At 38.0% G+C, this 23238-nt stretch carries 19 protein-coding genes; 14 read left to right on the top strand and 5 right to left on the bottom strand.

What is annotated here, in order from left to right; all coding sequences use genetic code 11:
• Positions 1-194 precede the first annotated feature (194 nt).
• Positions 195-1823, top strand: coding sequence for an inorganic phosphate transporter (locus ACN19N_RS10740; RefSeq protein WP_269229915.1), 1629 nt, complete (start codon positions 195-197; stop codon positions 1821-1823).
• A 508-nt stretch (positions 1824-2331) separates the two neighbouring features.
• Here the strand turns inward: ACN19N_RS10740 and ACN19N_RS10735 are convergent.
• Complete coding sequence (locus tag ACN19N_RS10735) at positions 2332-3312, bottom strand: Tim44 domain-containing protein (RefSeq protein WP_420001300.1); 981 nt, start codon at positions 3310-3312, stop codon at positions 2332-2334.
• Between the two features lie 82 nt (positions 3313-3394).
• Entirely contained in the window at positions 3395-4786 is a 1392-nt protein-coding gene (radA, locus tag ACN19N_RS10730; RefSeq protein WP_269229917.1) for a DNA repair protein RadA, read from the bottom strand.
• 350 nt (positions 4787-5136) lie between these two features.
• Here radA and ACN19N_RS10725 point away from each other — a divergent pair, with 350 nt between their 5' ends.
• The 5 genes from ACN19N_RS10725 to dapF all read left to right on the top strand — a co-directional run bounded on the left by ACN19N_RS10725 (position 5137) and on the right by dapF (position 10810).
• The gene (locus tag ACN19N_RS10725) at positions 5137-6630 is read left to right on the top strand and encodes an alanine/glycine:cation symporter family protein (protein WP_269229918.1); all 1494 of its coding nucleotides are present in this window, start codon (positions 5137-5139) and stop codon (positions 6628-6630) included.
• A 302-nt stretch (positions 6631-6932) separates the two neighbouring features.
• Complete coding sequence (locus ACN19N_RS10720) at positions 6933-8345, top strand: amino acid permease (RefSeq protein WP_269238261.1); 1413 nt, start codon at positions 6933-6935, stop codon at positions 8343-8345.
• Between the two features lie 118 nt (positions 8346-8463).
• Complete coding sequence (lptM, locus tag ACN19N_RS10715) at positions 8464-8676, top strand: LPS translocon maturation chaperone LptM (RefSeq protein WP_269238260.1); 213 nt, start codon at positions 8464-8466, stop codon at positions 8674-8676.
• Between the two features lie 22 nt (positions 8677-8698).
• Complete coding sequence (lysA, locus tag ACN19N_RS10710; protein WP_269238259.1) at positions 8699-9949, top strand: diaminopimelate decarboxylase; 1251 nt, start codon at positions 8699-8701, stop codon at positions 9947-9949.
• Positions 9950-9955: 6 nt separating this feature from the next.
• Positions 9956-10810 carry a diaminopimelate epimerase gene (gene dapF / locus ACN19N_RS10705; RefSeq protein WP_046739412.1) on the top strand — a complete coding sequence of 285 codons (855 nt, stop codon included), beginning with the start codon at positions 9956-9958 and terminating at the stop codon, positions 10808-10810.
• Positions 10811-10863: 53 nt separating this feature from the next.
• Here the strand turns inward: dapF and ACN19N_RS10700 are convergent, their stop codons facing one another.
• The gene (locus tag ACN19N_RS10700) at positions 10864-11478 is read right to left on the bottom strand and encodes a LysE family translocator (protein WP_269238258.1); all 615 of its coding nucleotides are present in this window, start codon (positions 11476-11478) and stop codon (positions 10864-10866) included.
• A 160-nt stretch (positions 11479-11638) separates the two neighbouring features.
• On the opposite strand from ACN19N_RS10700, the gene xerA reads away from it, so the two are divergent.
• The 8 genes from xerA (at position 11639) to ACN19N_RS10660 (ending at position 20729) form a co-directional block, all read left to right on the top strand.
• Positions 11639-12529 (top strand): site-specific tyrosine recombinase/integron integrase, encoded by an 891-nt coding sequence (gene xerA / locus ACN19N_RS10695; RefSeq protein ID WP_269239703.1) that lies wholly within the window; start codon positions 11639-11641, stop codon positions 12527-12529.
• Positions 12522-13103, top strand: coding sequence for a phosphohydrolase (locus ACN19N_RS10690; RefSeq protein WP_269238257.1), 582 nt, complete (start codon positions 12522-12524; stop codon positions 13101-13103). The genes xerA and ACN19N_RS10690 overlap by 8 nt, the downstream gene beginning before the upstream one ends.
• A 472-nt stretch (positions 13104-13575) precedes the next feature.
• Entirely contained in the window at positions 13576-14325 is a 750-nt protein-coding gene (locus ACN19N_RS10685) for an electron transfer flavoprotein subunit beta/FixA family protein (protein ID WP_004661090.1), read from the top strand.
• Between the two features lie 17 nt (positions 14326-14342).
• Positions 14343-15278, top strand: a complete 936-nt coding sequence (locus ACN19N_RS10680; protein ID WP_241335262.1) for an electron transfer flavoprotein subunit alpha/FixB family protein — start codon at positions 14343-14345, stop codon at positions 15276-15278.
• A gap of 176 nt (positions 15279-15454) precedes the next feature.
• On the top strand, positions 15455-15952 hold the full coding sequence (locus tag ACN19N_RS10675; RefSeq protein ID WP_420001299.1) for a DUF2147 domain-containing protein: 498 nt from the start codon (positions 15455-15457) through the stop codon (positions 15950-15952).
• Between the two features lie 76 nt (positions 15953-16028).
• Entirely contained in the window at positions 16029-16544 is a 516-nt protein-coding gene (locus ACN19N_RS10670; RefSeq protein WP_420002382.1) for a DinB family protein, read from the top strand.
• A 296-nt stretch (positions 16545-16840) separates the two neighbouring features.
• On the top strand, positions 16841-19570 hold the full coding sequence (gene gyrA / locus ACN19N_RS10665; protein ID WP_420001298.1) for a DNA gyrase subunit A: 2730 nt from the start codon (positions 16841-16843) through the stop codon (positions 19568-19570).
• A gap of 79 nt (positions 19571-19649) precedes the next feature.
• Positions 19650-20729 carry a putative phage abortive infection protein gene (locus ACN19N_RS10660; RefSeq protein ID WP_420001297.1) on the top strand — a complete coding sequence of 360 codons (1080 nt, stop codon included), beginning with the start codon at positions 19650-19652 and terminating at the stop codon, positions 20727-20729.
• A 269-nt stretch (positions 20730-20998) separates the two neighbouring features.
• On the opposite strand, the gene ACN19N_RS10655 is transcribed toward ACN19N_RS10660, so the two are convergent.
• Both ACN19N_RS10655 and ACN19N_RS10650 read right to left on the bottom strand, forming a co-directional pair.
• Positions 20999-22111: an ABC transporter permease gene (locus ACN19N_RS10655; RefSeq protein ID WP_420001296.1), complete on the bottom strand. Its 1113-nt coding sequence runs from the start codon at positions 22109-22111 to the stop codon at positions 20999-21001.
• Positions 22108-23238, bottom strand: a complete 1131-nt coding sequence (locus ACN19N_RS10650; protein ID WP_269229928.1) for an ABC transporter permease — start codon at positions 23236-23238, stop codon at positions 22108-22110. Before ACN19N_RS10650 ends, ACN19N_RS10655 begins: the two co-directional genes overlap by 4 nt.

Here is a 23238-nt window from a genome sequence, read left to right as displayed (position 1 = left end):
GAGTAAAATTTTTTTGACTTAAAGTATTGTTTTTATACGGTTTAAATGAATATTTAGATGATTTTTTCTTTGAAAAATACAAAAAAATGTAAGAAAAATATGAAAATTTGGCTTCATATGACAGTCCTTTGTCATATAATTGTCATAATTTAATTAAACAATACAGAGGATTTTATTATCCTCTTACCGTCTACATGAATTCTAATCTTCCTCCTGTTTCGGATTCACCGCTTGCCAGTTCTACGGCAAAATCGACGAATGTACATGTACCAACACCGAAATTTTTTATGCCGGTGTTTTTAACAATTATTATTGCAACACTTATTTATATTGGTTTTCAGGTGAGTGCTGACTTAGCGCATGTACCACCTTTGAGTTTATATTCAGTTATTCTTCTATCTACGGCACTTTTCATTGCTTTAGGCTTTGAATTTGTCAATGGTTTCCATGATACCGCCAATGCGGTTGCAACGGTCATCTATACCAATGCATTACCTGCACCCGTTGCAGTGATGTGGGCTGGTTTCTGTAACTTCCTTGGGGTTATGGTAGCGAGTGGCGCAGTTGCGTACGGTATTATTGCTTTACTTCCTGTTGAACTGATTATGAATGTTGGCAGTGGAGCAGGTTTTGCGATGGTTTTCGCACTGCTGATTGCTGCGATTCTTTGGAATCTAGGAACGTGGTTTCTTGGTATTCCAGCCTCAAGTTCACATACCTTAATCGGTTCGATTTTAGGTGTAGGGATCATGAATCACTTGTTAAATGCCTCAACAGGTACAGCAAGTGGTATTGATATGGATCAAGTGATCAAAGTTGGTAAAGCTTTATTATTTTCTCCATTAATCGGTTTTGCATTTGCTGCAATCGTATTTTTGTTGGTGAAAACAATTTTCAAGCGTCAACTTGAACTTTTCCAACCACCTGAAGGCAATAAACCACCGCCACCATTAATTCGTGCGATCTTGATTTTCACTTGTACTGGTGTAAGTTTTGCACATGGTTCAAATGATGGTCAAAAAGGTATGGGCTTGATCATGTTGATTTTGATTGGTCTAGTTCCTTTAGCTTACTCATTGAACAAGAGTTTAGATGCTGAGCATTTACAATCATTTGAGCAACTTTCAACTCAAACAGCAACTGTTTTAAATGTAAATCAGAATGAGTTTTCAGATGAGAAAGCGCGTGCTGTATTGACCAAATATATTCAAACCAAAGAGCAAACGGCTGAAGTTGTACCTGCATTGGCAAGTATGACAGCGCACCTAGGTACACGTGTTGCAAATTATGGCGATCTTAAAGCGATCCCAGAAGCTGCGGTCAGTGAAATTCGCAATGATATGTATTTGAGTACGACTACTTTCAAGCGATTAGATAAAGCGAAAGCTTTGCCAGAAATGGATAAAGACCAAGCCAAAGTGGTAAAAGAATACCGTAGTAATCTTGATTCATTCCTACAATATATTCCGAATTGGGTTAAAGTTGCGGTGGCACTTGCGCTTGGCTTAGGTACGATGGTGGGGTGGAAGCGTATTGTGGTTACAGTGGGCGAACGTATTGGTAAGAATCATATGACTTATGGTCAAGGGATGTCTGCTGAACTTGTTGCAATGACAACGATTGCTGCTGCTGATGGTTTAGGTATGCCAGTTTCAACAACTCACGTTCTAAACAGTGCTGTTGCGGGTACGATGGTGGCAAACAGATCTGGTTTAAATTTTGCTACAGTGAAAACCATTCTTTCAGCATGGATATTTACATTGCCAGCAACGATTTGTTTATCTGGTGGCTTATACTGGTTGTTCTTACAGTTTGTATCATGATTTGATTTGTTTTAAAGCTAAAATCATTTTAAAAAGCTTTGCCTCGGCAAAGCTTTTTTATGGGTCATAAGATAGCGATAGATACGGATACAAACCAAGAATATTAGGCTCTAACTCAAATAGATTTGTTCTAATTTGAATGCCTGAATGCCTGAATGCCTGAATGCCTGAATGCCTGAATGCCTGAATGCCTGAATGCCTGAATGCCTGAAGTAATGATTGTTCCTAAATAAGCGAAGAAGATCTACGTGAACCTATTACAAAAAAAGTTTTATTCCCCAAACGAGGAATATTTTTATTCTTGATTATCCGCTAAGATAACCGAGATATACAGTTTACTTAACTGCCTGTTTAAATCTATTTAAAAATATAGGCAATCGAAATTAGGGTTTACACTCCGCCATTCTCCAAAATAGAGAGTGGCTTTTTTTATTTCTATCTCTAAACATCGATAAAAAAAGAGCTGTCGAAACAGCTCTTTGCATGTATTACATGATGTTCAATTCAATTAAGCTTGTTGAATACCCGCAACAACCCAATCTTGTTGCGAACCAGCAGGCTTAACAAAATGCCAAATTTCGGTGAAAGGTTGTGGCAAGCTATTTAAATCTTCGCTCACTGTTCCAGTAAAACGTACGCTAACAACGTACTGACCATTTTCAGTAGCCCTATCTACAACCATTGCGTTTAGATTACTAAATTCTGCAACATCTTGGTCTTGGTTGGCCATAATGTCACTGTACATAGATGAATAAAGTTCAGGCGTTAAATAACGACGAATTTCTTCAATATTACTGGCACTATTCACTGATTGAATATGATTAAAACGCTGACGAGCTACACGTAAGAACGCAGCAGGTTCAGTACCATCTGGTAACTGATTGCCATTACTCATTGATGCACCACCAAATTGTGCTTGAGGAGCAGCCGTACCGCCACCGACAGATTGACCAAAAATATTGGTATTGTCACCTGCAGGCGCTGTATTTTGGCGACCAAAATTATTTTGACCGTTATTATTTGGCGCATAAGGATTGTTTGCAGCTACTTTTTGTTTACCGCTGAATTTACGGAAAATAAAGAAAGCACCGCCTGCGATCAGTAATAACCAAATCCAAGTTGGGACTCCACCTTTTTTCTCTTGCTCTTGGGCTTGTTGTGCGGCTTGAGCATTCGCTGTTTGCTGATCAGTGGCAGTTGGGTTATGTGGTTTATCATCAGCTAAAGCATTCGCTGCAACTGCACCTACCGCTGCACCTGCTACACCAGCTGCAACCATTGAACCAACACCAGGACCTGATTTTTGAGGTGCAGTTTGTTGTTGAGCAGGAGCAGCTTGACGTGATGGTTGATAAGATTGGCTAGATGAACTAGATCTGCTCATACCGTGGCTTTTTCCACCACCTGCACGTTTTGCTTCTGCAAGTGGTGCAGCAACCAATGTTGCCATTAAAAGAGCTGCCATCAAGCCACGCTGGTGTACTTGCATCGAAAATTCCTATTTAAATCCTATTTGTAAGTGTATTTATGCAGGCATTCACCTGTAATTTCAACTATAAAAATATGTTTTTTTATGTCAACTCGTCACTCAATTGCATTGCTTCAGTGAGAGCCTCATGTAAGCGTGCAACGGCAATGATTTGAACGCCATCAATAGATTTTTGCGGTGCATTAGCTCTTGGTAAAATGACATATTTAAAGCCATGCTTGGTCGCTTCTTTTAATCTTTCTTGACCATTCGGTACAGGGCGAATCTCACCAGACAGTCCAACCTCACCAAAAACTGCCAATTGTTGTGGCAGGGCTTTACCTCTTAAACTTGATGCACAAGCCAATAAAACCGCAAGATCAGAGCCAGTCTCGGTAATCTTTAAACCACCCACTACATTGACATAAACATCTTGTCCAGATGTTTGCACACCACCATGACGATGCATCACTGCAAGGAGCATATTCAAACGGTTTTGCTCTAGACCTAATGCAACGCGACGAGGTTGACCATGTGCATCATCGACTAGAGCTTGTACTTCGACTAACAATGGGCGAGTACCTTCACGGCTGATCATGACAATTGAACCGGGAATCGCTTCATCATAACGACTGAGAAAAATTGCAGATGGATTGGCAACTTCTCGAAGTCCTTTGTCTGTCATGGCAAAGACACCCAGTTCATTCACTGCACCAAAACGGTTCTTTACAGCACGGATCATGCGATAACGTGAGTCAGATTGCCCCTCAAAGTAAAGTACACAATCCACCATATGTTCTAAAACTCGTGGACCAGCTAATGCACCTTCTTTGGTGACATGACCTACAAGGAATAAAGCAGTACCGCTATTCTTTGCAAACCGAGTCAAGAGGGCAGCAGACTCACGAATTTGTGAAACACCACCAGGCGCAGATTGCAGAGTTTCTGTATATAGGGTTTGAATTGAGTCAAGAATTGCAATAGCAGGACGTTCGTGTGCCAATACTTCACATATACGCTCGACACAAGTCTCTGCCATAACTCTGAGTTGGTCTGTGGGCAGATCTAAACGTTGAGCACGTAAGGCAACTTGTGAAAGTGATTCTTCGCCTGTGACATAAAGAGCTGAACTTTTCTTACTAGCCATGTGAGTTGCGGTTTGCAATAAAATTGTTGATTTACCAATACCTGGATCACCACCAATCAGTACAACAGAGCCTGTAACCAAACCGCCACCGAGTACACGATCGAATTCGCTAATACCTGTCTGTAGACGAGTTTCATGTGAAACTGAGATTTGATTAAGGGTTGTGATATTAGCACTTTGACCAGCATAACCACCGCCCATTTTAGGCTGAGCTCTATGACTAACTGTTGGTTCCAGTCGAACTTCTACTAGACTATTCCATTCGCCACACTCAGAACATTGACCAGCCCATTTAGAATGATCTGCACCACATTGTTCACATCGATAAACAGTTTTAATTTTTGCCATATATAAAATTGAAAATTTGCGATAAATTAGTTAAAAAGTAGAGTAATTACGGAAAAGATCAATATCGTTCATTTTCTTGATAAGGAATTAAGATTAAACGGTGTTTTCGTAATTGACTGGTTAAAGGGAAGTGCTCAGAAAATAACACGATCTAAGACTTTTACAAGTAAGATATAGTAGGTTTTTGAGTCGAAAATTCTTTAAATTCACTTTTTCCACGGAAGGTCTTTGAACATTTGCTCATTTGTTGTCATAAGAATTATATTCAATGGCATAAATATTGCTTATGCTCAGACAAATGAAAATGTATCAATTGATATATTTTTAAATTATACAAAAGGTTGGTGTTTATGAGTGCAGCAGAAATTGTTGATTGGATAAATAGTATTATTTGGAGCAAAGCTCTGATCTATTTATGTTTAGGTGCAGGTTTATTTTTCTCCGTCGTAACAAGGTTTGTTCAAGTTCGTCAGATCAAAGATATGATAGGGCTACTCATTAAAGGAGGCTCATCAGCACAAGGTATTTCTTCGTTTCAAGCACTCGCTGTTTCACTCTCAGGTCGTGTTGGTGTAGGTAATATTGCAGGTGTAGCAGCAGCAATTGGTTTTGGTGGACCAGGTGCGGTCTTCTGGATGTGGCTTGTTGCATTTTTAGGAGCGAGTACTGCTTATGTTGAATCAACTTTAGGTCAAATTTATAAAGTTGAATATCAAGGACAATATCGTGGTGGACCCGCTTTTTATTTTGATAAAGGTCTAGGTCAGCGTTGGTTGGGTATTTTATTTGCGATTGCCGCGATCATTTCATGTGGTTTGTTTTTACCCGGTATTCAAGCAAATGCAGTAGGTAATGCTTTCACACAAATCACAGGTGAAGGTGCAATTGTTTTTGGAAATGTCGGTACCTATAAACTACTCGCTTTAATTGTGATTGTAACATTACTTACAGTCATCATTTTTGGTGGTATCAAACGTATTGCAAAATTCGCTGAATTTGTAGTGCCGTTTATGGCGGCTGGCTATATTGTAATGGCATTAATTATTGTCTTTATCAATATTGATAAGTTACCTGGTGTGATTTCCTTAATTTTCGCTGATGCCTTTTCTCCTATGGCAGGTCTTGGTGCTGCAATTGGTTGGGGAGTAAAACGTGGAGTGTATTCTAACGAAGCAGGTCAGGGTACAGGACCACATGCCGCTGCCGCAGCTGAGGTAGAGCATCCTGCTCAACAAGGTTTAGTACAAGCATTCTCAATTTATATCGATACTTTATTTGTTTGCTCTGCTACTGCATTTATGATCCTTATTACTGGAATGTACAATGTTCAAGGTACTCTAGAAGCTGGTCAATTTATTGTACAAAATGTTGCCGCAACGGCTGAAATTGGCTCTCCTGCATTTACACAGATGGCAGTAAGTACAGTATTTGGTGGTTTTGGACAAATCTTTGTTGCATTAGCTGTATTCTTCTTCGCATTTACAACGATTGTTGCGTATTACTATATCGCTGAAACCAATATTACTTATTTAAGTTATATTACTAAAACTCCATCTTTATTATTTATCACCAAATGCTTCATCATTCTTTCTGTTTCATATGGCGTAATCAGTGCAACAGGTTATATTTGGGGAATTGGAGATATCGGTGTAGGTTTAATGGCTTGGATTAATATCATTGGTATTATTGTCACTTACTTCATTTGGAAACCAACGATTAAAGCGTTGAGAGATTATGAAGAGCAACAAAAAGCAGGCGTTAAAGAGTTTACCTTTGATCCTGTTAAGCTCGGCATTCGTAATGCAACCTTCTGGGAAGAACGTATTAAAAACAAACAAAAATAAGTATTAAGTAGTCGAAATATAACTTTATATTTCAATAAAAATAAGCAGCGATTACCGCTGCTTATTTTTTTAAACCTAATAAGTCACAGTATCTGTAAGCGACTTGATTGTATTGTCCTATTCTAGTGCGTATCATCCGATACAATTTTTATTTCACTTGAAATATTGAGTAATACAGGCAGAAGTTGTTGAACTGAAAGCGTTTCAAAAACGTGTGTTAAAAAAAGATGCCTAATAATGGTGCAGATTGTTTTGATTCGATTTCAGGTTAACGGACAACAATACTGGAGATTTTTTGTAAAATGTCGAATCAAAATCTGAGTGAAGCAACCGATCAAGGCGGACTCCACCGTAGTCTCTCTAATCGACATCTTCAACTGATTGCAATTGGTGGAGCAATCGGAACGGGATTGTTCATGGGGTCAGGCAAAACCATTAGTTTAGCTGGACCATCTATTTTATTCATTTATGGCTTGATCGGTATCATGGTGTTTTTCGTCATGCGTGCCTTAGGCGAATTACTTCTATCCAATTTACACTATAAATCTTTTATTGATTTATCCACTGATTTAATCGGTCCTTGGGCGGGTTATTTTGTTGGATGGACATATTGGCTATGTTGGGTCACGATTGGTATCGCTGATTTATCAGCCATTATTTACTATCTTGAATTTTTCAATGGGGGTGAGTCATTTACTCCATTGGGCGGATTGTTGATTAGTAGTGTTGCGATTCTATTTGTACTGGGATTAAACCTTGTCACTGTAAAACTATTCGGTGAAATGGAATTCTGGTTTTCAATGGTTAAAATCACAGCAATTATTGTTTTAATTGCGGTTGGTTTATGGATGATCTTTACGGGGTTCACTAATGCTGTTGGTACAACGGCGAGTATTAGCAACTTGTGGACACATGGTGGTATGTTCCCTAAAGGGTTAGATGGTTTCCTCGCAGGTTTCCAAATTGCAATTTTTGCTTTTGTCGGTGTAGAGCTGGTCGGTACAACTGCTGCTGAAACACAAGATCCAAAACGTAACTTACCGAAAGCGATTAACTCAATTCCAATTCGTATCATTATTTTCTATGTATTGGCATTGTTTGTGGTGATGTGTGTAACACCTTGGGATCAAATCAACCCTAAAGTCAGCCCATTCGTAAACATCTTCTCACAAGCGGGTATTGCTTCTGCGGCGATTATTATGAATTTGGTGGTGTTATCTTCAGTGATGTCATCAATGAATAGTGGTGTATTTTCAACCAGTCGTATGTTGTTTGGTTTATCAACGGATAAGCAAGCACCAAAATTATTTGGAAAACTTTCTAAATCGGCAGTTCCTGCAAAAGCATTAATCTTTTCTTCGATCTGTATCTTTATTGGTGCATTTGTACAATTTGTTTATAAAGTAAAAACAGGAACCAATGATGAAGTTACCGCGTTTACCTTGGCGACCACATTATCAACGATCCTGTTTATTTGTGTCTGGATTGTGATTATGTGGAGTTATATTAACTACCGTAAAAACCGTCCTGAGTTACATGCAGAATCAACTTTTAAACTTCCTGGTGGTGTGTTTACTTGTTGGGCGGTCATTGCATTTTTCCTTGCAACGATTTATTTCCTTGCTTTGGACGAAACCACTTTAGAGTCACTTAAAGTCAGCCCAATCTGGTTTGTTATTTTGGCAATTGGTTATTTCTTTGCGAAAAAGAAATAAGCTAGACGAGTTTGAATGAAAAAAACGCCAGCATAAGTTGGCGTTTTTTTATGTTTAGACTTTAGCCTGTGGGTTGATCACGCTATACTGCTCCGAATTGTAAAAGTTAGGTGCTCAGATGCGTCAAGTCATTTGTTCGATCGGTTTATTACTGAGTAGTGTGGTACTCACTGCATGTGGTCAGTCAGGCATGTTGCAATTACCCTCTAATCAGGATCACGATAAGCGTGCAAAATACCTGCTTTATAAAAATGAAGCATCCAAAGCAGAAGCTTCATCTGATCTAAAGTCAGAACGCCAAGTTACATCATCACCGACCACCTCACCTTAAGTTTGTAAATAAGGACATCTTCATGAGTTTCACTCGCATTAATGGAGTATTGCATGCTGAGCAATGTTCATTAGATCAGCTCGCACAGCAATTTGGCACGCCTTTATATGTTTACTCAAAATCTACATTTGAGAAGCATTATTTAGATATGCATCGTGCCTTTGATTTTATTGATCATCAAATCTGTTTTGCGGTGAAGTCAAACTCAAATATCGCTGTTTTAAATGTCTTGGCAAAACTTGGTGCAGGTTTTGATATTGTGACGGGTGGTGAACTCGCTCGTGTACTTGCAGCAGGTGGTGAGCCATCAAAAATTGTGTTCTCTGGTTTAGGTAAATCAGAAGCAGATATTGAAAAAGCATTAACTGTCGGCATTGCGTGTTTCAATGTTGAATCTTATGCTGAACTTGATCGCATTCAAAAAGTAGCAGCAAAATTAGGCAAAAAAGCACCGATTTCATTACGTGTAAACCCAGATGTGGATGCGAAAACTCATCCCTATATCTCAACAGGTCTGAAAGAAAACAAGTTTGGTATTCCAAGTGATACGGTGAATGAAACGTATCAATATGCCGCTTCATTACCCAACCTAGAGATCGTTGGAATTGACTGTCATATTGGTTCGCAATTGACAGAAACCAAACCTTTCGTTGATGCTTTGGATCGTGTCATTGTCATGATTGAGCAGTTGAAAGGCTTGGGTATCAACCTCAAACATATTGATATTGGTGGTGGTTTAGGTGTTCGTTATAAAGACGAAACTCCTCCAAGTGTTGCTGAATATGCCAATGCCATGCGTCCAGCTTTAGAAAAATTGGGCTTGAAAGTGTATATGGAGCCAGGGCGTAGTATTTCAGCTAATGCGGGTGCTTTATTAACCAAAGTTGATTTATTAAAACCAACCAATCACCGTAACTTTGCCATCATTGATGCAGCGATGAATGACTTAATTCGCCCCGCTTTATATGAAGCATGGATGGATATCCAATCTGTGAATCCAAATCCTGATGTTGAAGTTAAAACTTGGGATTTGGTTGGTGCAATCTGTGAAACAGGTGATTTCTTGGGTAAAGAGCGTAATTTAGCACTTCAAGAAAATGATGTCCTTGCTGTATTAGGTGCAGGTGCCTACGGTTTTGTAATGAGCTCGAACTACAACACCCGTGGTCGTGCTGCCGAAGTTATGGTCAGTGGTGATCAAGCCTATTTAATTCGTGAACGTGAAACCATAGAATCACTTTGGGAAAAAGAACGTTTATTGCCTGAGGAGTAAATTGAGATGTATTTAGAATTTACCAAAATGCATGGTTTGGGCAATGATTTTATGGTCGTTGACCTGATCACGCAGCGAGCTTATTTAGATACTTTAACCATTCAACGTTTAGCCGATCGTCATTTTGGTGTGGGTTTTGATCAACTTCTGATTGTTGAACCACCTGATTTTCCTGATGTTGATTTTAAATATCGAATTTTTAATGCTGATGGTTCAGAAGTAGAACAATGTGGTAATGGTGTACGTTGTTTTGCTCGCTTTGTACATGAGCGTCAACTGACGACCAAAACTAAAATTCGCGTACAAACTAAAGCGGGTATTGTTGAGCCTGAATTGGGTGCCAATGGGTGGGTCCGTGTAAATATGGGACCACCAAAATTTCTTCCAGAAGAAATTCCATTTCTTACCCAAGAACATGAAGATATTGAAGGCTTATACGCACTAGAACTTGCAGACAATCAAAGTATCAATATTGATGTTGTGAACATGGGTAATCCTCATGCTGTGACTATCGTACCTGATGTATTAACTGCTGATGTTGAGCGTATTGGCCCACAAGTAGAATCACATACACGTTTTCCTTCACGCGTGAATGCTGGATTTATGCAGATCATTGATGAAAAGCATATTCGGTTACGTGTGTTTGAGCGTGGTGTTGGCGAGACTTTAGCTTGTGGTACAGGAGCTTGTGCAGCAGCGGTCAGTGGTATGCGCCGTGGTTTACTTGCCAATGAAGTTGAAGTTCAGCTTGCAGGTGGTAAGTTACATATTGCATGGCGTGAAGGTGATGTGGTGTGGATGACAGGTCCAACCACGCATGTCTACGATGCGCGTTTGGATTTACGATATTTCCAAGGCTGATGATCTAAGGTTTAAGAAAAAAGCGCGTTGATTGGAACGCGCTTTTTTATAATCTATCTTTTACTAAAGGCGAGTTTGAGTGCAAACAAGATAAAAATACTGCCTGTGATACGATCCATGTATCGAATAAATTTAGGTTGCTTTAAATAAGCGGAAATGGACTGCATCGCAGCAATTAGAAAAATTGACCAGATTAATCCGATTACTACATGTATCATCACAAGACTCATGGTCCAAATGACTGGAGATGCAGACTGTGGAATAAACTGTGGCAAAAAAGAAATATAGAAAATACCGACTTTGGGATTGAGTAAATTTCCCCAAAAACCTTTCATAAACCAATTTTGCGTTGTCACTGCTGAATTATTTAAACTCGCAAGTTGGCTACGAGGTTTTAAAATAAGATTAAGTCCTAACCATGTTAGGTAAATTGCCCCTATCCATTTCAAAGCATTAAAAGCAAGATCCGAAGTCATCAACAATGCACCTAAGCCACAGGCCACGATCACTCCCCACACAATACAACCTAGATTAATTCCTAAAGCTGCTTGAAATGCTTTCGTTTTGCCTTCAAGTGTTGCGGTACGGATGATGAGTGTTGTATCCAGACCAGGAGTAATCGTAAGAAGTGTAATTGCGATTAGATAGGGGGTAAGCAACATTGACATGATGATGGCACTACAGAAAACTTGAAATATATTGTATTACACAGCTATATATACTTCGAGATTTGTTTAAAGATAAATCAGAAGAAAATTTGTTAAAATATAAGTTGGTCGATATTCCAAGATGGAGAGAAATTTGGAAACTCCTACAAAACTTCTTTCCATGTGGTTAAAAGAACGCATTATTCAAAATCAATCGGAGCATACGATTGCAGCATATCAACGTGATTTAACCGATTTTTTAAAGTTTTGTGAATACAAAAAGCTACGATTGGAAGATGTCGAAGCATCTGATTTGAGGGAATACTTGGCTACACGAGTTGAGCAAGATCAATTGAGTTCGAGTAGTCTGCAACGCCATTTAACATCAATTCGTCAGTTTATGAAGTGGGCTGAGCAAGGTCAGTATCTACAACAAAATCCATCTGAAGACTTTCGATTAAAGCGCCAGCCGCGTCCTTTGCCAGGGATGATTGATATTGAAACAGTGAATCAGATTCTAGATCAGGCAGCGCCGGAGAAGCCGATCGAACAACAATTATGGCTACGTGATAAAGCAATGCTTGAACTTCTTTATTCCAGTGGATTGCGCTTAGCCGAATTACAAGGGTTAAAGATTAAGGATATTGATTTTAATCGACAATTGTTGCGTATAACGGGTAAAGGCAATAAAACGAGAGTTGTGCCGTTTGGAAGCAAAGCAAAAGCAAGTTTGATTGAATGGCTTAAAATTTATCGGATATGGCAAGGCAGTTTTGCAGCAGATTCGGCGGTATTTATCTCACAACGAGGAAATACATTACAACCTCGTCAAATTGAAAATCGCGTTAAATTGCAAGCACAAAGAGCAGATGTTAATGTCGATGTACATCCGCATTTATTACGCCATTGTTTTGCCAGCCATATGCTTTCAGCAAGCGGTGATTTACGCTCAGTGCAGGAGATGTTAGGACACAGTAATTTATCAACGACCCAAATTTATACCCATGTTGATTTTGATCAATTAGCAAAAGTCTATGATCAAGCCCATCCGCGAGCACAAAAAAATGAGTGAACAACAAGAAACAGCTTTATCGTTGGATAATGAAGTATTTATTCAATGTGCGAATTATATTGAGAAGATTTTATTTCAATATCAAACAATAATAGGTGCAGACTATCAAGGTTATTTGAATCATTGTAAGCGTGTGGCTGTTTGCTGTTTAATCCTAGCCCAAGATGATTGCCAACAAACCCGTGACAAAATTGCGATTGCTGTTGCTTTTCATGATATTGGTATTCGGACAGCAAAAACGATTGATTACATTCAACCCTCTGTTCAGCAGATGAGGCAATATCTTGAAATCAATCAATTATCTGATTGGCAAAATGAACTAGCTTTAATGATTACGGAGCATCACAAGCTAACAGCTACCGAATGTGATGAATATCCCTTAGTTGAACATTTTAGAAAGGCTGATTATGCCGATTTTTCATTAGGATTATTGCGTTCAAATATTCCCTTTCAAACTTTTAAATATTTAATGCAACAATATCCGAATTGTGGTTTTCATAAGAATTTAATGTTTCTTGGGTTTAAACGTTTTTTGCATAAGCCTTGGAGTCCATTGCCAATGTTTAAATGGTAATTGCGGTATTCTTTTTTGAGTAAAATTAGATCATAAAAGATACATGATGTTGCAAAGTTGAATGTTTAATAACCGACTGTTTTTTTTATTTGTAGTTGCAATTTATTGAACAGACATTCTTACTTTATTGCCAAGTTTTTGCAAAATGTAAATTGGATTAAGATTTATCAGAAATGATCGGTTACAGATCTTTTGTACGTGTTTTTATATAGCCAATTTAGGTGGTTGAATTATATAAAATATTAGCTAAATCAAAGCCTAATATAAGTGCTGAAAGTATAACAATATTTATATGCTGAATAACTCATCAAAATTAGTGAACTGAGCATTTCATCTTTTTTCCAGTCATAGCGAAAATTGTGACTTGACCGAAATGCCAAATACATTGCAAGATAGGGCACCTAAAAAGTTTCGATCGAAGAGTTAGAATGCTCTTCACTACATTTACTTGCTTAGAACAGCCGAGGATTACATGAAGGCTCTTGTCGCTGTAAAACGTGTGGTTGATGCCAACGTTAAAGTTCGTGTTAAGCCGGACAATACTGGGGTTGACCTTACTAACGTTAAGATGTCAATTAACCCATTCTGTGAAATCGCAGTGGAAGAAGCGGTTCGCTTAAAAGAAAAAGGAACGATTTCAGAAATCGTTGTTGTTTCAGTGGGTTCTAAAGACGCGCAAGAACAAATTCGTTCTGCAATGGCTTTAGGCGCTGACCGTGGTATCTTAGTTGAAACTGCTGATGAAATTGGCGCTTTAGAAGTTGCTAAAATTTTAAAAGGCGTTGTTGATGCTGAAAAACCAGAACTTATTCTTCTTGGTAAACAAGCAATTGATGATGACTCTAACCAAGTAGGTCAAATGCTTGGTGCTTTACTTGGTGCTGGTCAAGGTACTTTTGCATCTGAAGTTAAAGTTGACGGCGGTAAAGTACAAGTTACTCGTGAAGTTGATGGCGGTTTACAAACTGTTGAGCTTGGTCTTCCAGCAATCATCACCACTGACTTACGTTTGAATGAGCCACGTTATGCTGCTCTTCCAAACATCATGAAAGCGCGTAAAAAACCGCTTGATACTAAGTCTCCTGCTGACTATGGCGTTGCAACTGGTACTAAACTTAAAACAGTTAAAGTTGAAGCACCTGCTGAACGTAAAGCTGGCGTACAAGTTAAGTCTGTAGACGAACTTGTTGAAAAATTGAAAAATGAAGCGAAAGTGATCTAATACAGAAGGATAAAATCATGAGTATTTTAGTTATCGCTGATCACAACAACCAGTCACTTAACGGTGCAACTTTAAACGTTGTTGCGGCAGCTCAAAAAATCGGTGGTGATATTACTGTATTAGTAGCTGGTTCTGGCGCTCAAGCAGTTGCTGATGCTGCTGCTAAAGTTGCTGGTGTAAGCAAAGTATTACTTGCTGACAATGCTGCTTATGCGAACCAATTGGCTGAAAACGTTGCCGGTTTAGTTGCTGACATCGCGAAAGGCGGTTACAAATACGTATTAGCTGCATCTACAACAACGGGTAAGAACATTCTTCCACGTGTTGCTGCACTTCTTGACGTAAGCATGATTTCAGACATCATTGCTGTTGAATCTGCAAATACTTTCAAGCGTCCTATCTATGCAGGTAACGCAATCGCAACTGTTCAATCTGACGAAGCAATTATCGTTGGTACAGTTCGTGGTACAGCATTTGATGCTGTAGCTGCTGAAGGCGGTTCTGCTGCGGTTGAAGCTGTTGCTGAAGCGAAAGATGCTGGTATTTCTACGTTTGTAAGCGAAGAAATCGTGAAACTTGATCGTCCAGAATTAACTGCTGCGCGTATCGTTGTTTCTGGTGGTCGTGGTGTAGGTTCTGGTGAAAACTATCACAAAGTACTTGACCCATTAGCTGACAAGCTTGGTGCTGCTCAAGGTGCTTCACGTGCTGCTGTAGATGCAGGCTTTGTACCAAACGACTTCCAAGTTGGTCAAACTGGTAAAATCGTTGCGCCTGATCTTTATTTAGCAATCGGTATCTCTGGTGCGATTCAGCACTTAGCGGGTATGAAAGATTCTAAAGTTATTGTTGCAATCAACAAAGACGAAGAAGCGCCAATCAACAGCGTTGCTGACTACTGGTTAGTTGGTGATTTGAACACTGTTGTACCAGAATTGGTATCTAAACTTTAATTCTCTGAATTAAGTTTGAAAAAACCCTTGTGCAAACAGGGGTTTTTTATGGTCGAGAGATTAGAAAAAATCATTATTTGTTGTAAAACAGCAACGATCAGACCTAAGTAATCAGAAAGTAAAAAAAGTTTGCTTCAATTAAAAAAATAATTTTGCAAAATATAGGGAGATGCAAAATGAAAATAAACTCGTTATCTCAATGGGTTTTGTGGGTGTTTTGGACAGTTTTGGCGAGTACAACTGTTTATGCAGCTGATTCGATCGAAGGGTATTGGAAAAGTATTGATGACCGTACGGGTGAACCTTTATCTATCATTGAATTTAAAAAGAAAATTGATGGAACTTATTCTGGAACGATTGTTCATCGTTACCCCAACGTTAGCGGTGTGATCTTAACGCATTGTGTGAAATGTGCTGCGCCAAATACGAATAAGCCTATTCTAGGAATGGAGATTGTTTCTGGTGTGACCAAAGATCCCAAAAACCCAAACAAATATAATAATGCGACTTTGTTAGAGGTTTTGAGCGGTCGTACTTATCAGGGTAAGGGGGAAGTGACCAATAATGGCCGTTTGCTCCGAGTGCGAGCATTTAAAGGCGTTTCGCTATTTGGGAGGAGCTCTGTATGGGTGCGTACTGTTGCACCTATGGATGTCGAGGTTAAATCACCTTAATTCTTACAGGTCTCAAACGCTCCGAAAGGAGCGTTTTTATGTTAAAAATAGGAACAAATAAATGAGAGTATTACCGATGAATTATACTTTTAAGACCTATTTTCAGATGCTGGTTCTTTATAATCAGTGGGCAAACCAAAAGTTATTTTCTACGCTCATCAGCTTAACAGAGGAGCAATTAAATCAAGATTGTAAAGCTTATTTTAAATCCCTTATGCAAACGGCAAATCATGTATTGGTAGGAGATATACTTTGGTTTGAGCGTATCAAAGGCGTTCTTGCATCAACGTATACTTTGGATGAGATTCTTTATAATCAACTTGCCCAATTAGAGAATGCTCGAATTGAACATGATCAACGTCTGATTAATTTTATCCATGAACATGATGAAGTTTCATTCCATCAAATGATTACTTATGTCCGTCGAGGTCAAGTTTATACTGAGCCTTTGATTGAAATATTGGCACACCTATTTAACCATCAAACGCATCATCGAGGTCAAATGCACAGCATGATCTTTGAGCTAACAGCAAAGTCCTTGGAGCTAGACTTAATTTTCTTTCAAAGAGAATATGCCTATTTATACCGCTGATTTAAAAAAACTGGATTGAATATTTTATTAAAAATGCCATTATTTTGATTAAAAAATAACCTTTTATTCTATTCACTAAAAAATGGAAAACTAGATTTTTAACTTATTAATTCTAATAAATTTTTTATTGTAAAAAAATGCTATTTTCAGATTAGCAAACTCCCTGTTAATAAGTGCTTTATGCTATAATTTTTCGCTATATTTTTTAATTTTAGTTCAAGTTTCTGAGCTAAATTTTTGCAAGATTGAATACATAAAAACAAGTAGAGCCATCTACTTGTAAACAAGGAGTATGCATGAGCGTATCGGAAATTAGACCGATTGCCATTGAGGACGAACTCAAGCATTCATATCTAGATTACGCGATGAGCGTAATTGTATCTCGTGCATTACCAGATGTGAGAGACGGTCTTAAACCTGTTCACCGTCGTGTGTTGTTTGCAATGCATGAATTGGGCAATGATTATAACAAAGCATACAAAAAGTCTGCTCGTGTTGTCGGGGACGTGATCGGTAAATATCACCCTCATGGTGACATCGCAGTATATGAAACAATCGTTCGTATGGCGCAGAATTTTAGCTTGCGTTACATGTTGGTTGATGGTCAAGGTAACTTCGGTTCGGTCGATGGGGATAGCGCAGCAGCGATGCGTTATACTGAAGTGCGTATGCAAAAGTTGACCCATGAAATCTTAGCAGACTTAGAAAAAGATACTGTTGATTGGGAAGATAACTACGACGGTTCTGAGCGTATTCCTCAAGTGATGCCAACACGTATTCCAAATCTTTTGATTAATGGTACGACAGGTATTGCGGTAGGTATGGCGACCAATATGGCGCCGCATAACATGACAGAAGTGGTGAATGCATGTTTAGCCTACGCCAATAACCCAAATATCTCTATTGAAGGTTTGATGGAGCATATTACGGGGCCAGATTTCCCGACAGGCGGTATTATTTACGGTAAATCAGGGATTGTGGATGCTTACCGCACGGGTAAAGGCCGTTTGCATATTCGTGGTAAATATCACTTCGAAGAAGATCAAAAAACGGGTCGTACTACGATTGTCTTTACTGAGATTCCTTACCAAGTTAACAAGGCAAAAACCATTGAGCGTATTGCTGAGTTAGTCAAAGAGAAGAAATTAGAAGGTATTTCTGAGCTTCGTGATGAGTCTGATAAAGATGGTATGCGTATCGCAATCGACTTGAAACGAGGTGAGAATGCAGAAGTTGCAGTGAATAATTTATTCTTGCATACCCAACTTCAAAACTCGTTCAGTATCAACATGGTTTGTCTAGACAATGGTCAACCAAAGTTGATGAACCTAAAAGATATTATTGCGGCATTTATTCGTCATCGCCAAGAAGTTGTGACGCGTCGTACCATGTTTGAATTGCGCAAAGCACGTGAACGTGGACATATCTTAGAGGGTTTAACGGTTGCTTTGGCAAATATTGATGCCATTATTGAAACCATTAAAACTTCTGCTAACCCCGCTGAAGCACGTGAGCGTTTACAAGCAGGTGAGTGGGCAGGCGGCGGTGTGGTCGCATTGCTTGAAAAAGCAGGTGCAATCTCTGTTCGTCCAGATGAAATTGAAGGCGAAGACCCAACTCGCCCATTTGGTTTGTCAGGTGAGATTTATCGCTTGTCACCAACGCAAGTGGCAGCAATTTTAGAATTACGTTTACACCGTTTAACAGGTTTAGAACAAGATAAATTACATGCAGAATATTCTGAAATCTTAGGTCAAATTGCTGAATTAACAGCAATTCTCAATGATTTTAATCTATTGATGAATGTGATTCGTGAAGAACTTGCTTTGATCTTGCAGCAATATGGTGACGGGCGTCGTACTGAAATTGTTGAATCAGGCGTTGATTTCTGCCGTGAAGATTTGATCCCAGAAGAACAAGTGGTACTGACTGTTTCTCAAACAGGTTATGCGAAAACTCAACCACTTTCTGACTATCAAGCACAACGTCGTGGCGGTCGTGGTAAGTCTGCAACCTCGATGAAAGATGATGATATTATTCAACATTTAATTGTGGCATCCAACCATGCAACAGTTTTATGTTTTACCAATGTTGGTAAAGTGTATCGCTTAAGAGTGTTTGAAGTTCCGCAGGCTTCACGTGGTGCGAAAGGTCGTCCAATTATTAATTTGCTTCCATTGGATGCGAATGAGACTGTGACGGCAATCTTGCCATTGACTGAATTCCCTGAAAATCACTATGTATTCATGGCAACGGCATCAGGTACGGTTAAACGTGTTGAATTAGCACAATTTAGCAATGTTCGTTCAAATGGTTTACGTGCGATTGAGTTGAACGAAGAAGATACTTTAATCGGCGTTGCAATCACTGACGGTAATCAGCAGATCATGTTGTTCTCGAACGAAGGGAAGGCAATTCGTTTTGCTGAAACAGATGTTCGTGCGATGGGACGTACGGCCAAAGGTGTTCGTGGTATGCGGGTCAAATTGGCAAGCAGTACGATCGACGTTGAAGATGCTGATGTTGAAAATGATGACAGCGATGATAATGATGATTCATCAGATTCAACTGTTGTCAGTCGCATTGTTTCACTTGTGGTTGTACCTGAAACGGGTGAAGTACTGTGTGCTTGTGCAAACGGTTATGGTAAACGTACACCAGTGGATGACTTCCCAACCAAGAAACGTGGTGGTAAGGGCGTGATTGCAATCAAAACTAGCGAACGTAATGGTGAGTTAGTTGGTGCGGTATCAATTGATGAAAGCAAAGAACTGATGTTGATTTCTGATGGTGGTACATTAGTGCGTACGCGTGCTGCTGAAGTTGCAACCACAGGTCGTAATGCACAAGGCGTTCGTTTAATTCGCTTAAGCGATGCTGAAATCTTAGTCGGTGTGGTTTCGATTGAAGCTGTAGAAGATGACGAAGAGTTAGACGTTACAGAAGAAACGGAAAATACAGAGGTTGAGGCTGTAACTTCTGAAGAAGCGACAGTAGAACCAAAAGATGATACGCCAGAAGCGTAATTATTGAGGTGATAAAAAAGGAAGCTTATGAGCTTCCTTTTTTACATTGTATAGAAATTAGAATTTGAAGATAGAGTAAATGAAGAAAATTGAGAATATATTGATACCAGTTTTTATAAGTATACTAATATTTATTTCATTTTTACTTTTTATGTATTTCACTACATTTAAGTATATTACAAATGACACGGCAGCTTGGGGGGCTTTTGGAGATTATATTGGTGGTTTATTAAATCCAGTATTCGCATTTCTTAGTTTTTCAGCTCTAATAGTAACTTTACTTTATCAGAATAAACAACTTTTACAGAATCAAGAAATATTAAAAGAGACAAAAAGAGCTATTCAACAAAATGAAATAGCCCTTGAGCAAAATAGAATAGATTTAAAATTAAGTAGAGAAGAATTAAAGAATAGTAATAAACAGTTGGAAATATCAGCTAAAGCACAAAATGAAATAGAAAAAACTCAAAAAATACAACAATTTGATATGTTATTTACTACATTGTTGTCTGAATTAAATTTATTGAATACTAATTTTATTGAAAAAAATAAGCTGTTTGAATTTTATGAAATTTTTGAATCAAATTATAAATTAGAATATAAACAAGTGGGTTTAAGAAATATCTATGAATTAAGAAGATATTTTATTATACTATATCAAGTTTTAAAACAAATTAATGATATTAAAAATTTAACAGATGATGAAAAGAAAAAATATAGTAATATTATTCGTGCATCACTGGATAATCCTTTATTGCAGCTTTTGATGCTGAATTGTAATTGTGATGGTTTTGGTGATGATTTTCATGAATTTTATTCTCTTTTGGAAAAGTTTTCTCTTTTAGAACATATGGATTTTCATGATTTTACTGGTAAAAATTACGAATTAAACTTTGATTTATTAATCTGTTTAAAAAATTATAAAAAACAGGCTTTTGGGAAAAGTATTTATCTCGATAACGTTCAAGATGTTTGGTATTATTCGATCATTAATAGAAAAAGTCCAGTTAAAAGTAAGTATCAGTTTTTTATGAAACTAATATATATGCAACCATTAACTTTTTCTTCAGAATTTGATGACTTTAAAATTATTCTGGATTTTAATTTAAGTAAAAATCGTTTTCCTGAAATAAATATTGTAAAAAAATATCAAGTTTGAAAGAAGTTTTTAAATTTGATTTTAGGGATGTTGTTTTGAGTTTTTATGAAAAGAAGATTTTTTCTATATTAGAAACAACAGAATTTAAAATTGAATTTAATCTTTACGAAAATAAATATGAGATTTATGTTGAATTTTTTGATAAACGTTATTTGGATTCTGAATTTTATAGTAATTTTAAATTCTATGAAAAAATTAAATTAGAGCGTATTATTTAATAAATATTTTAGTTTTTTAACTTAAATTTCTGAAATCAATAAAAAAGGAAGCTAATCAGCTTCCTTTTTTATTGGCTCCATCATCACCAACCGATAATAAGAAAGTGCCAGTAAAATTGCAGCTACCGTCGCAAGATAAATAAGTTTAGGAACAACAATAGATGTTGCGACACCCATTTGATTTAATTGCACAAACATTTGCACGCCGTGCGTAGAAGGAAGTAACCATGCCAACCATTGCATCCATTCAGGCATAGCGGAATGTGCCCAAGCTGTACCTGTTAACAAAAATAGAGGCACAGAGGTCACAACAATCAAATGTCCAACACGTTCGGGCATATCGACCAGAGAACCAACTAGCATCGCTAAACCAATAATACAACTCACATAAATCGGAACAGCGAATAGCATTCCCCCAAAATTACCCCCATGCGGATATTCATATAACCAAAATGTAAAGCCAAATAAATAGAGACAGCCTAAACATCCGATGGTTAATATTGCGGCAAAAATCGCAAAAAATTCTGATCGCTTCGCCACCCAACCTTTTTCTCGATAACTGGCAATCAACATGGCAAGCCCAAGTAATATGGTTTGATGAATGATAAGACTGGACACAGCAGGAAAAATATAGCTGCCATAGCCAGATAATGTATTAAATAAAGGAATTTGATGAATTGAAATCTCAGGGGGGAATGAAGAAGCATGCCCAAATTTTTCTAAATATTCTTGTAAACTCGCTTCAATTGAAGTCGCTAGACCAATTCCCACTTCTTTGGTTCGAATGAAATAGGCTGTACTGAGGTAAAGTCCGATTCCGCCCATTTCACCACGTTTTAAGCTATTGGTTAGATTGTCTGGTAATAATAGAATACCTTCAGCTTTTTGATTTTTTACGAGTTTCTCAGCCTCTAAGAAGTCATCGGTAACTGTTGTGATTCGAATATGTGGACTATTAGCAGCTTGACTAATAATTTTTGAAGTTAAAATACTTTGCTCTTGGTCAACAATCACAATTGGTATATCTGCTGCCGACTGAGCTTTATAAGCAGTAGGGTAAAAAAAACTATACATGATTACAGCTGCAATCAATGTGGTAAATACAGAACTATTTGCAACAATATTTTTAAACGTTTGGATGTAATAGAAGCAAAATGATTTCATTGATTTTGCTCCTGAATATTTTTCTTCAATAAACGAATACTTAAACCTAGATAAAGAGCAGAGAAAATAACTAAAATGCCAAAAGGAATGAGAGATACGGAAATATCACTACCAATCACCCATTGCTCTGTTTGTAGTTTCGCATAAGGCGTATACGGAATAATCATTGACCAAAATTGAGTAAATGCTGGAGCATTATTCAGGGGTAGGGTAATTCCTGAAAAGCTTGGTGATGATCCGCCATAAAGTGCAATAAAACCAAAGGTTTTAGGTAGATCTTTGGTGGCTAAAACCACTGTGCTACTGATGACAGCATAAGAAAAATAAAGTAAAAATTGTGCAAGCAAAATCAGGCTGAGTGAACCTGCAATAAAGTAGCCACGAATATGCGCTAACCAAAACATCCAGCACCATGTCCACGCACAAAAAATAAAGACATAGACCAAAATTTTGCCCAACAGGCTAGAAATAATTTGTTTTGAATTTACCCATTCAGTTAAGGTTTTCCTTTTAAATTCCTGTCCGATCGCAAAAGCCACACAACAGCAAAGCAGTAAATGCAAAACTGCGGGTACCATGAACGGCTCAAGGAACAGTTCATAGCTCATATTAGGATTATATAGTGTAGAAATTTTGATATGAGGAGTCGGAACATCCAAGTAGGGGATTACATTTGATAAGTAACTCTCTCCCATATAATCTGCCATACCGTTTAATGTACTCATCAACATCGCAGAAGAAATGGTATTCCCAATACTAAAAAAAGATTGATTGTAGGCAATACTAATTTGTGCATCTTGTGCTTGTACTAATCTTTGTTCTGCGCCATCGGGGATTAAAACGAATCCCCATGCTTCAGTTTTATTAATAAGCTGTTCGGCTTCATCTTTGCTAGTGGTGATGGTTTTTACTTGTAAAGTATGATTGATACTCAGTGCATGAATGACTTTACGGCTCATTTCACTTTGATCTTGATCAATCACAACGATAGGTAAATGCTCAGCTTTACCCGATGCAAACATATTGCCAAAAAGAAGAATCACCAACAAAGGGGCAATGATCGCCATAAAAAAATCAGCTTTATGGCGTTTTAAATAGCGCAATTCCCGAAGCATTACTGCAAACAT

It is taken from the genome of Acinetobacter sp. LF10, from assembly GCF_048585715.1.
In the GTDB taxonomy this organism is placed as follows: Bacteria; Pseudomonadota; Gammaproteobacteria; order Pseudomonadales; family Moraxellaceae; genus Acinetobacter.
This window is presented reverse-complemented; position numbering and strand designations above follow the sequence as displayed.

Coding starts and splice junctions, on each gene's coding strand:
- ACN19N_RS10670 (WP_420002382.1), top strand. CDS start 16,029: ATGAATTATACTTTTAAGACCTATTTTCAGATGCTGGTTCTTTATAAT.
- xerA (WP_269239703.1), top strand. CDS start 11,639: ATGTGGTTAAAAGAACGCATTATTCAAAATCAATCGGAGCATACGATT.
- ACN19N_RS10720 (WP_269238261.1), top strand. CDS start 6,933: ATGTCGAATCAAAATCTGAGTGAAGCAACCGATCAAGGCGGACTCCAC.
- ACN19N_RS10650 (WP_269229928.1), bottom strand. CDS start 23,238: ATGTTTGCAGTAATGCTTCGGGAATTGCGCTATTTAAAACGCCATAAA.
- lptM (WP_269238260.1), top strand. CDS start 8,464: ATGCGTCAAGTCATTTGTTCGATCGGTTTATTACTGAGTAGTGTGGTA.
- ACN19N_RS10690 (WP_269238257.1), top strand. CDS start 12,522: ATGAGTGAACAACAAGAAACAGCTTTATCGTTGGATAATGAAGTATTT.
- gyrA (WP_420001298.1), top strand. CDS start 16,841: ATGAGCGTATCGGAAATTAGACCGATTGCCATTGAGGACGAACTCAAG.
- lysA (WP_269238259.1), top strand. CDS start 8,699: ATGAGTTTCACTCGCATTAATGGAGTATTGCATGCTGAGCAATGTTCA.
- ACN19N_RS10685 (WP_004661090.1), top strand. CDS start 13,576: ATGAAGGCTCTTGTCGCTGTAAAACGTGTGGTTGATGCCAACGTTAAA.
- ACN19N_RS10660 (WP_420001297.1), top strand. CDS start 19,650: ATGAAGAAAATTGAGAATATATTGATACCAGTTTTTATAAGTATACTA.
- ACN19N_RS10680 (WP_241335262.1), top strand. CDS start 14,343: ATGAGTATTTTAGTTATCGCTGATCACAACAACCAGTCACTTAACGGT.
- ACN19N_RS10655 (WP_420001296.1), bottom strand. CDS start 22,111: ATGAAATCATTTTGCTTCTATTACATCCAAACGTTTAAAAATATTGTT.
- ACN19N_RS10675 (WP_420001299.1), top strand. CDS start 15,455: ATGAAAATAAACTCGTTATCTCAATGGGTTTTGTGGGTGTTTTGGACA.
- ACN19N_RS10740 (WP_269229915.1), top strand. CDS start 195: ATGAATTCTAATCTTCCTCCTGTTTCGGATTCACCGCTTGCCAGTTCT.
- radA (WP_269229917.1), bottom strand. CDS start 4,786: ATGGCAAAAATTAAAACTGTTTATCGATGTGAACAATGTGGTGCAGAT.
- dapF (WP_046739412.1), top strand. CDS start 9,956: ATGTATTTAGAATTTACCAAAATGCATGGTTTGGGCAATGATTTTATG.
- ACN19N_RS10725 (WP_269229918.1), top strand. CDS start 5,137: ATGAGTGCAGCAGAAATTGTTGATTGGATAAATAGTATTATTTGGAGC.
- ACN19N_RS10700 (WP_269238258.1), bottom strand. CDS start 11,478: ATGTCAATGTTGCTTACCCCCTATCTAATCGCAATTACACTTCTTACG.
- ACN19N_RS10735 (WP_420001300.1), bottom strand. CDS start 3,312: ATGCAAGTACACCAGCGTGGCTTGATGGCAGCTCTTTTAATGGCAACA.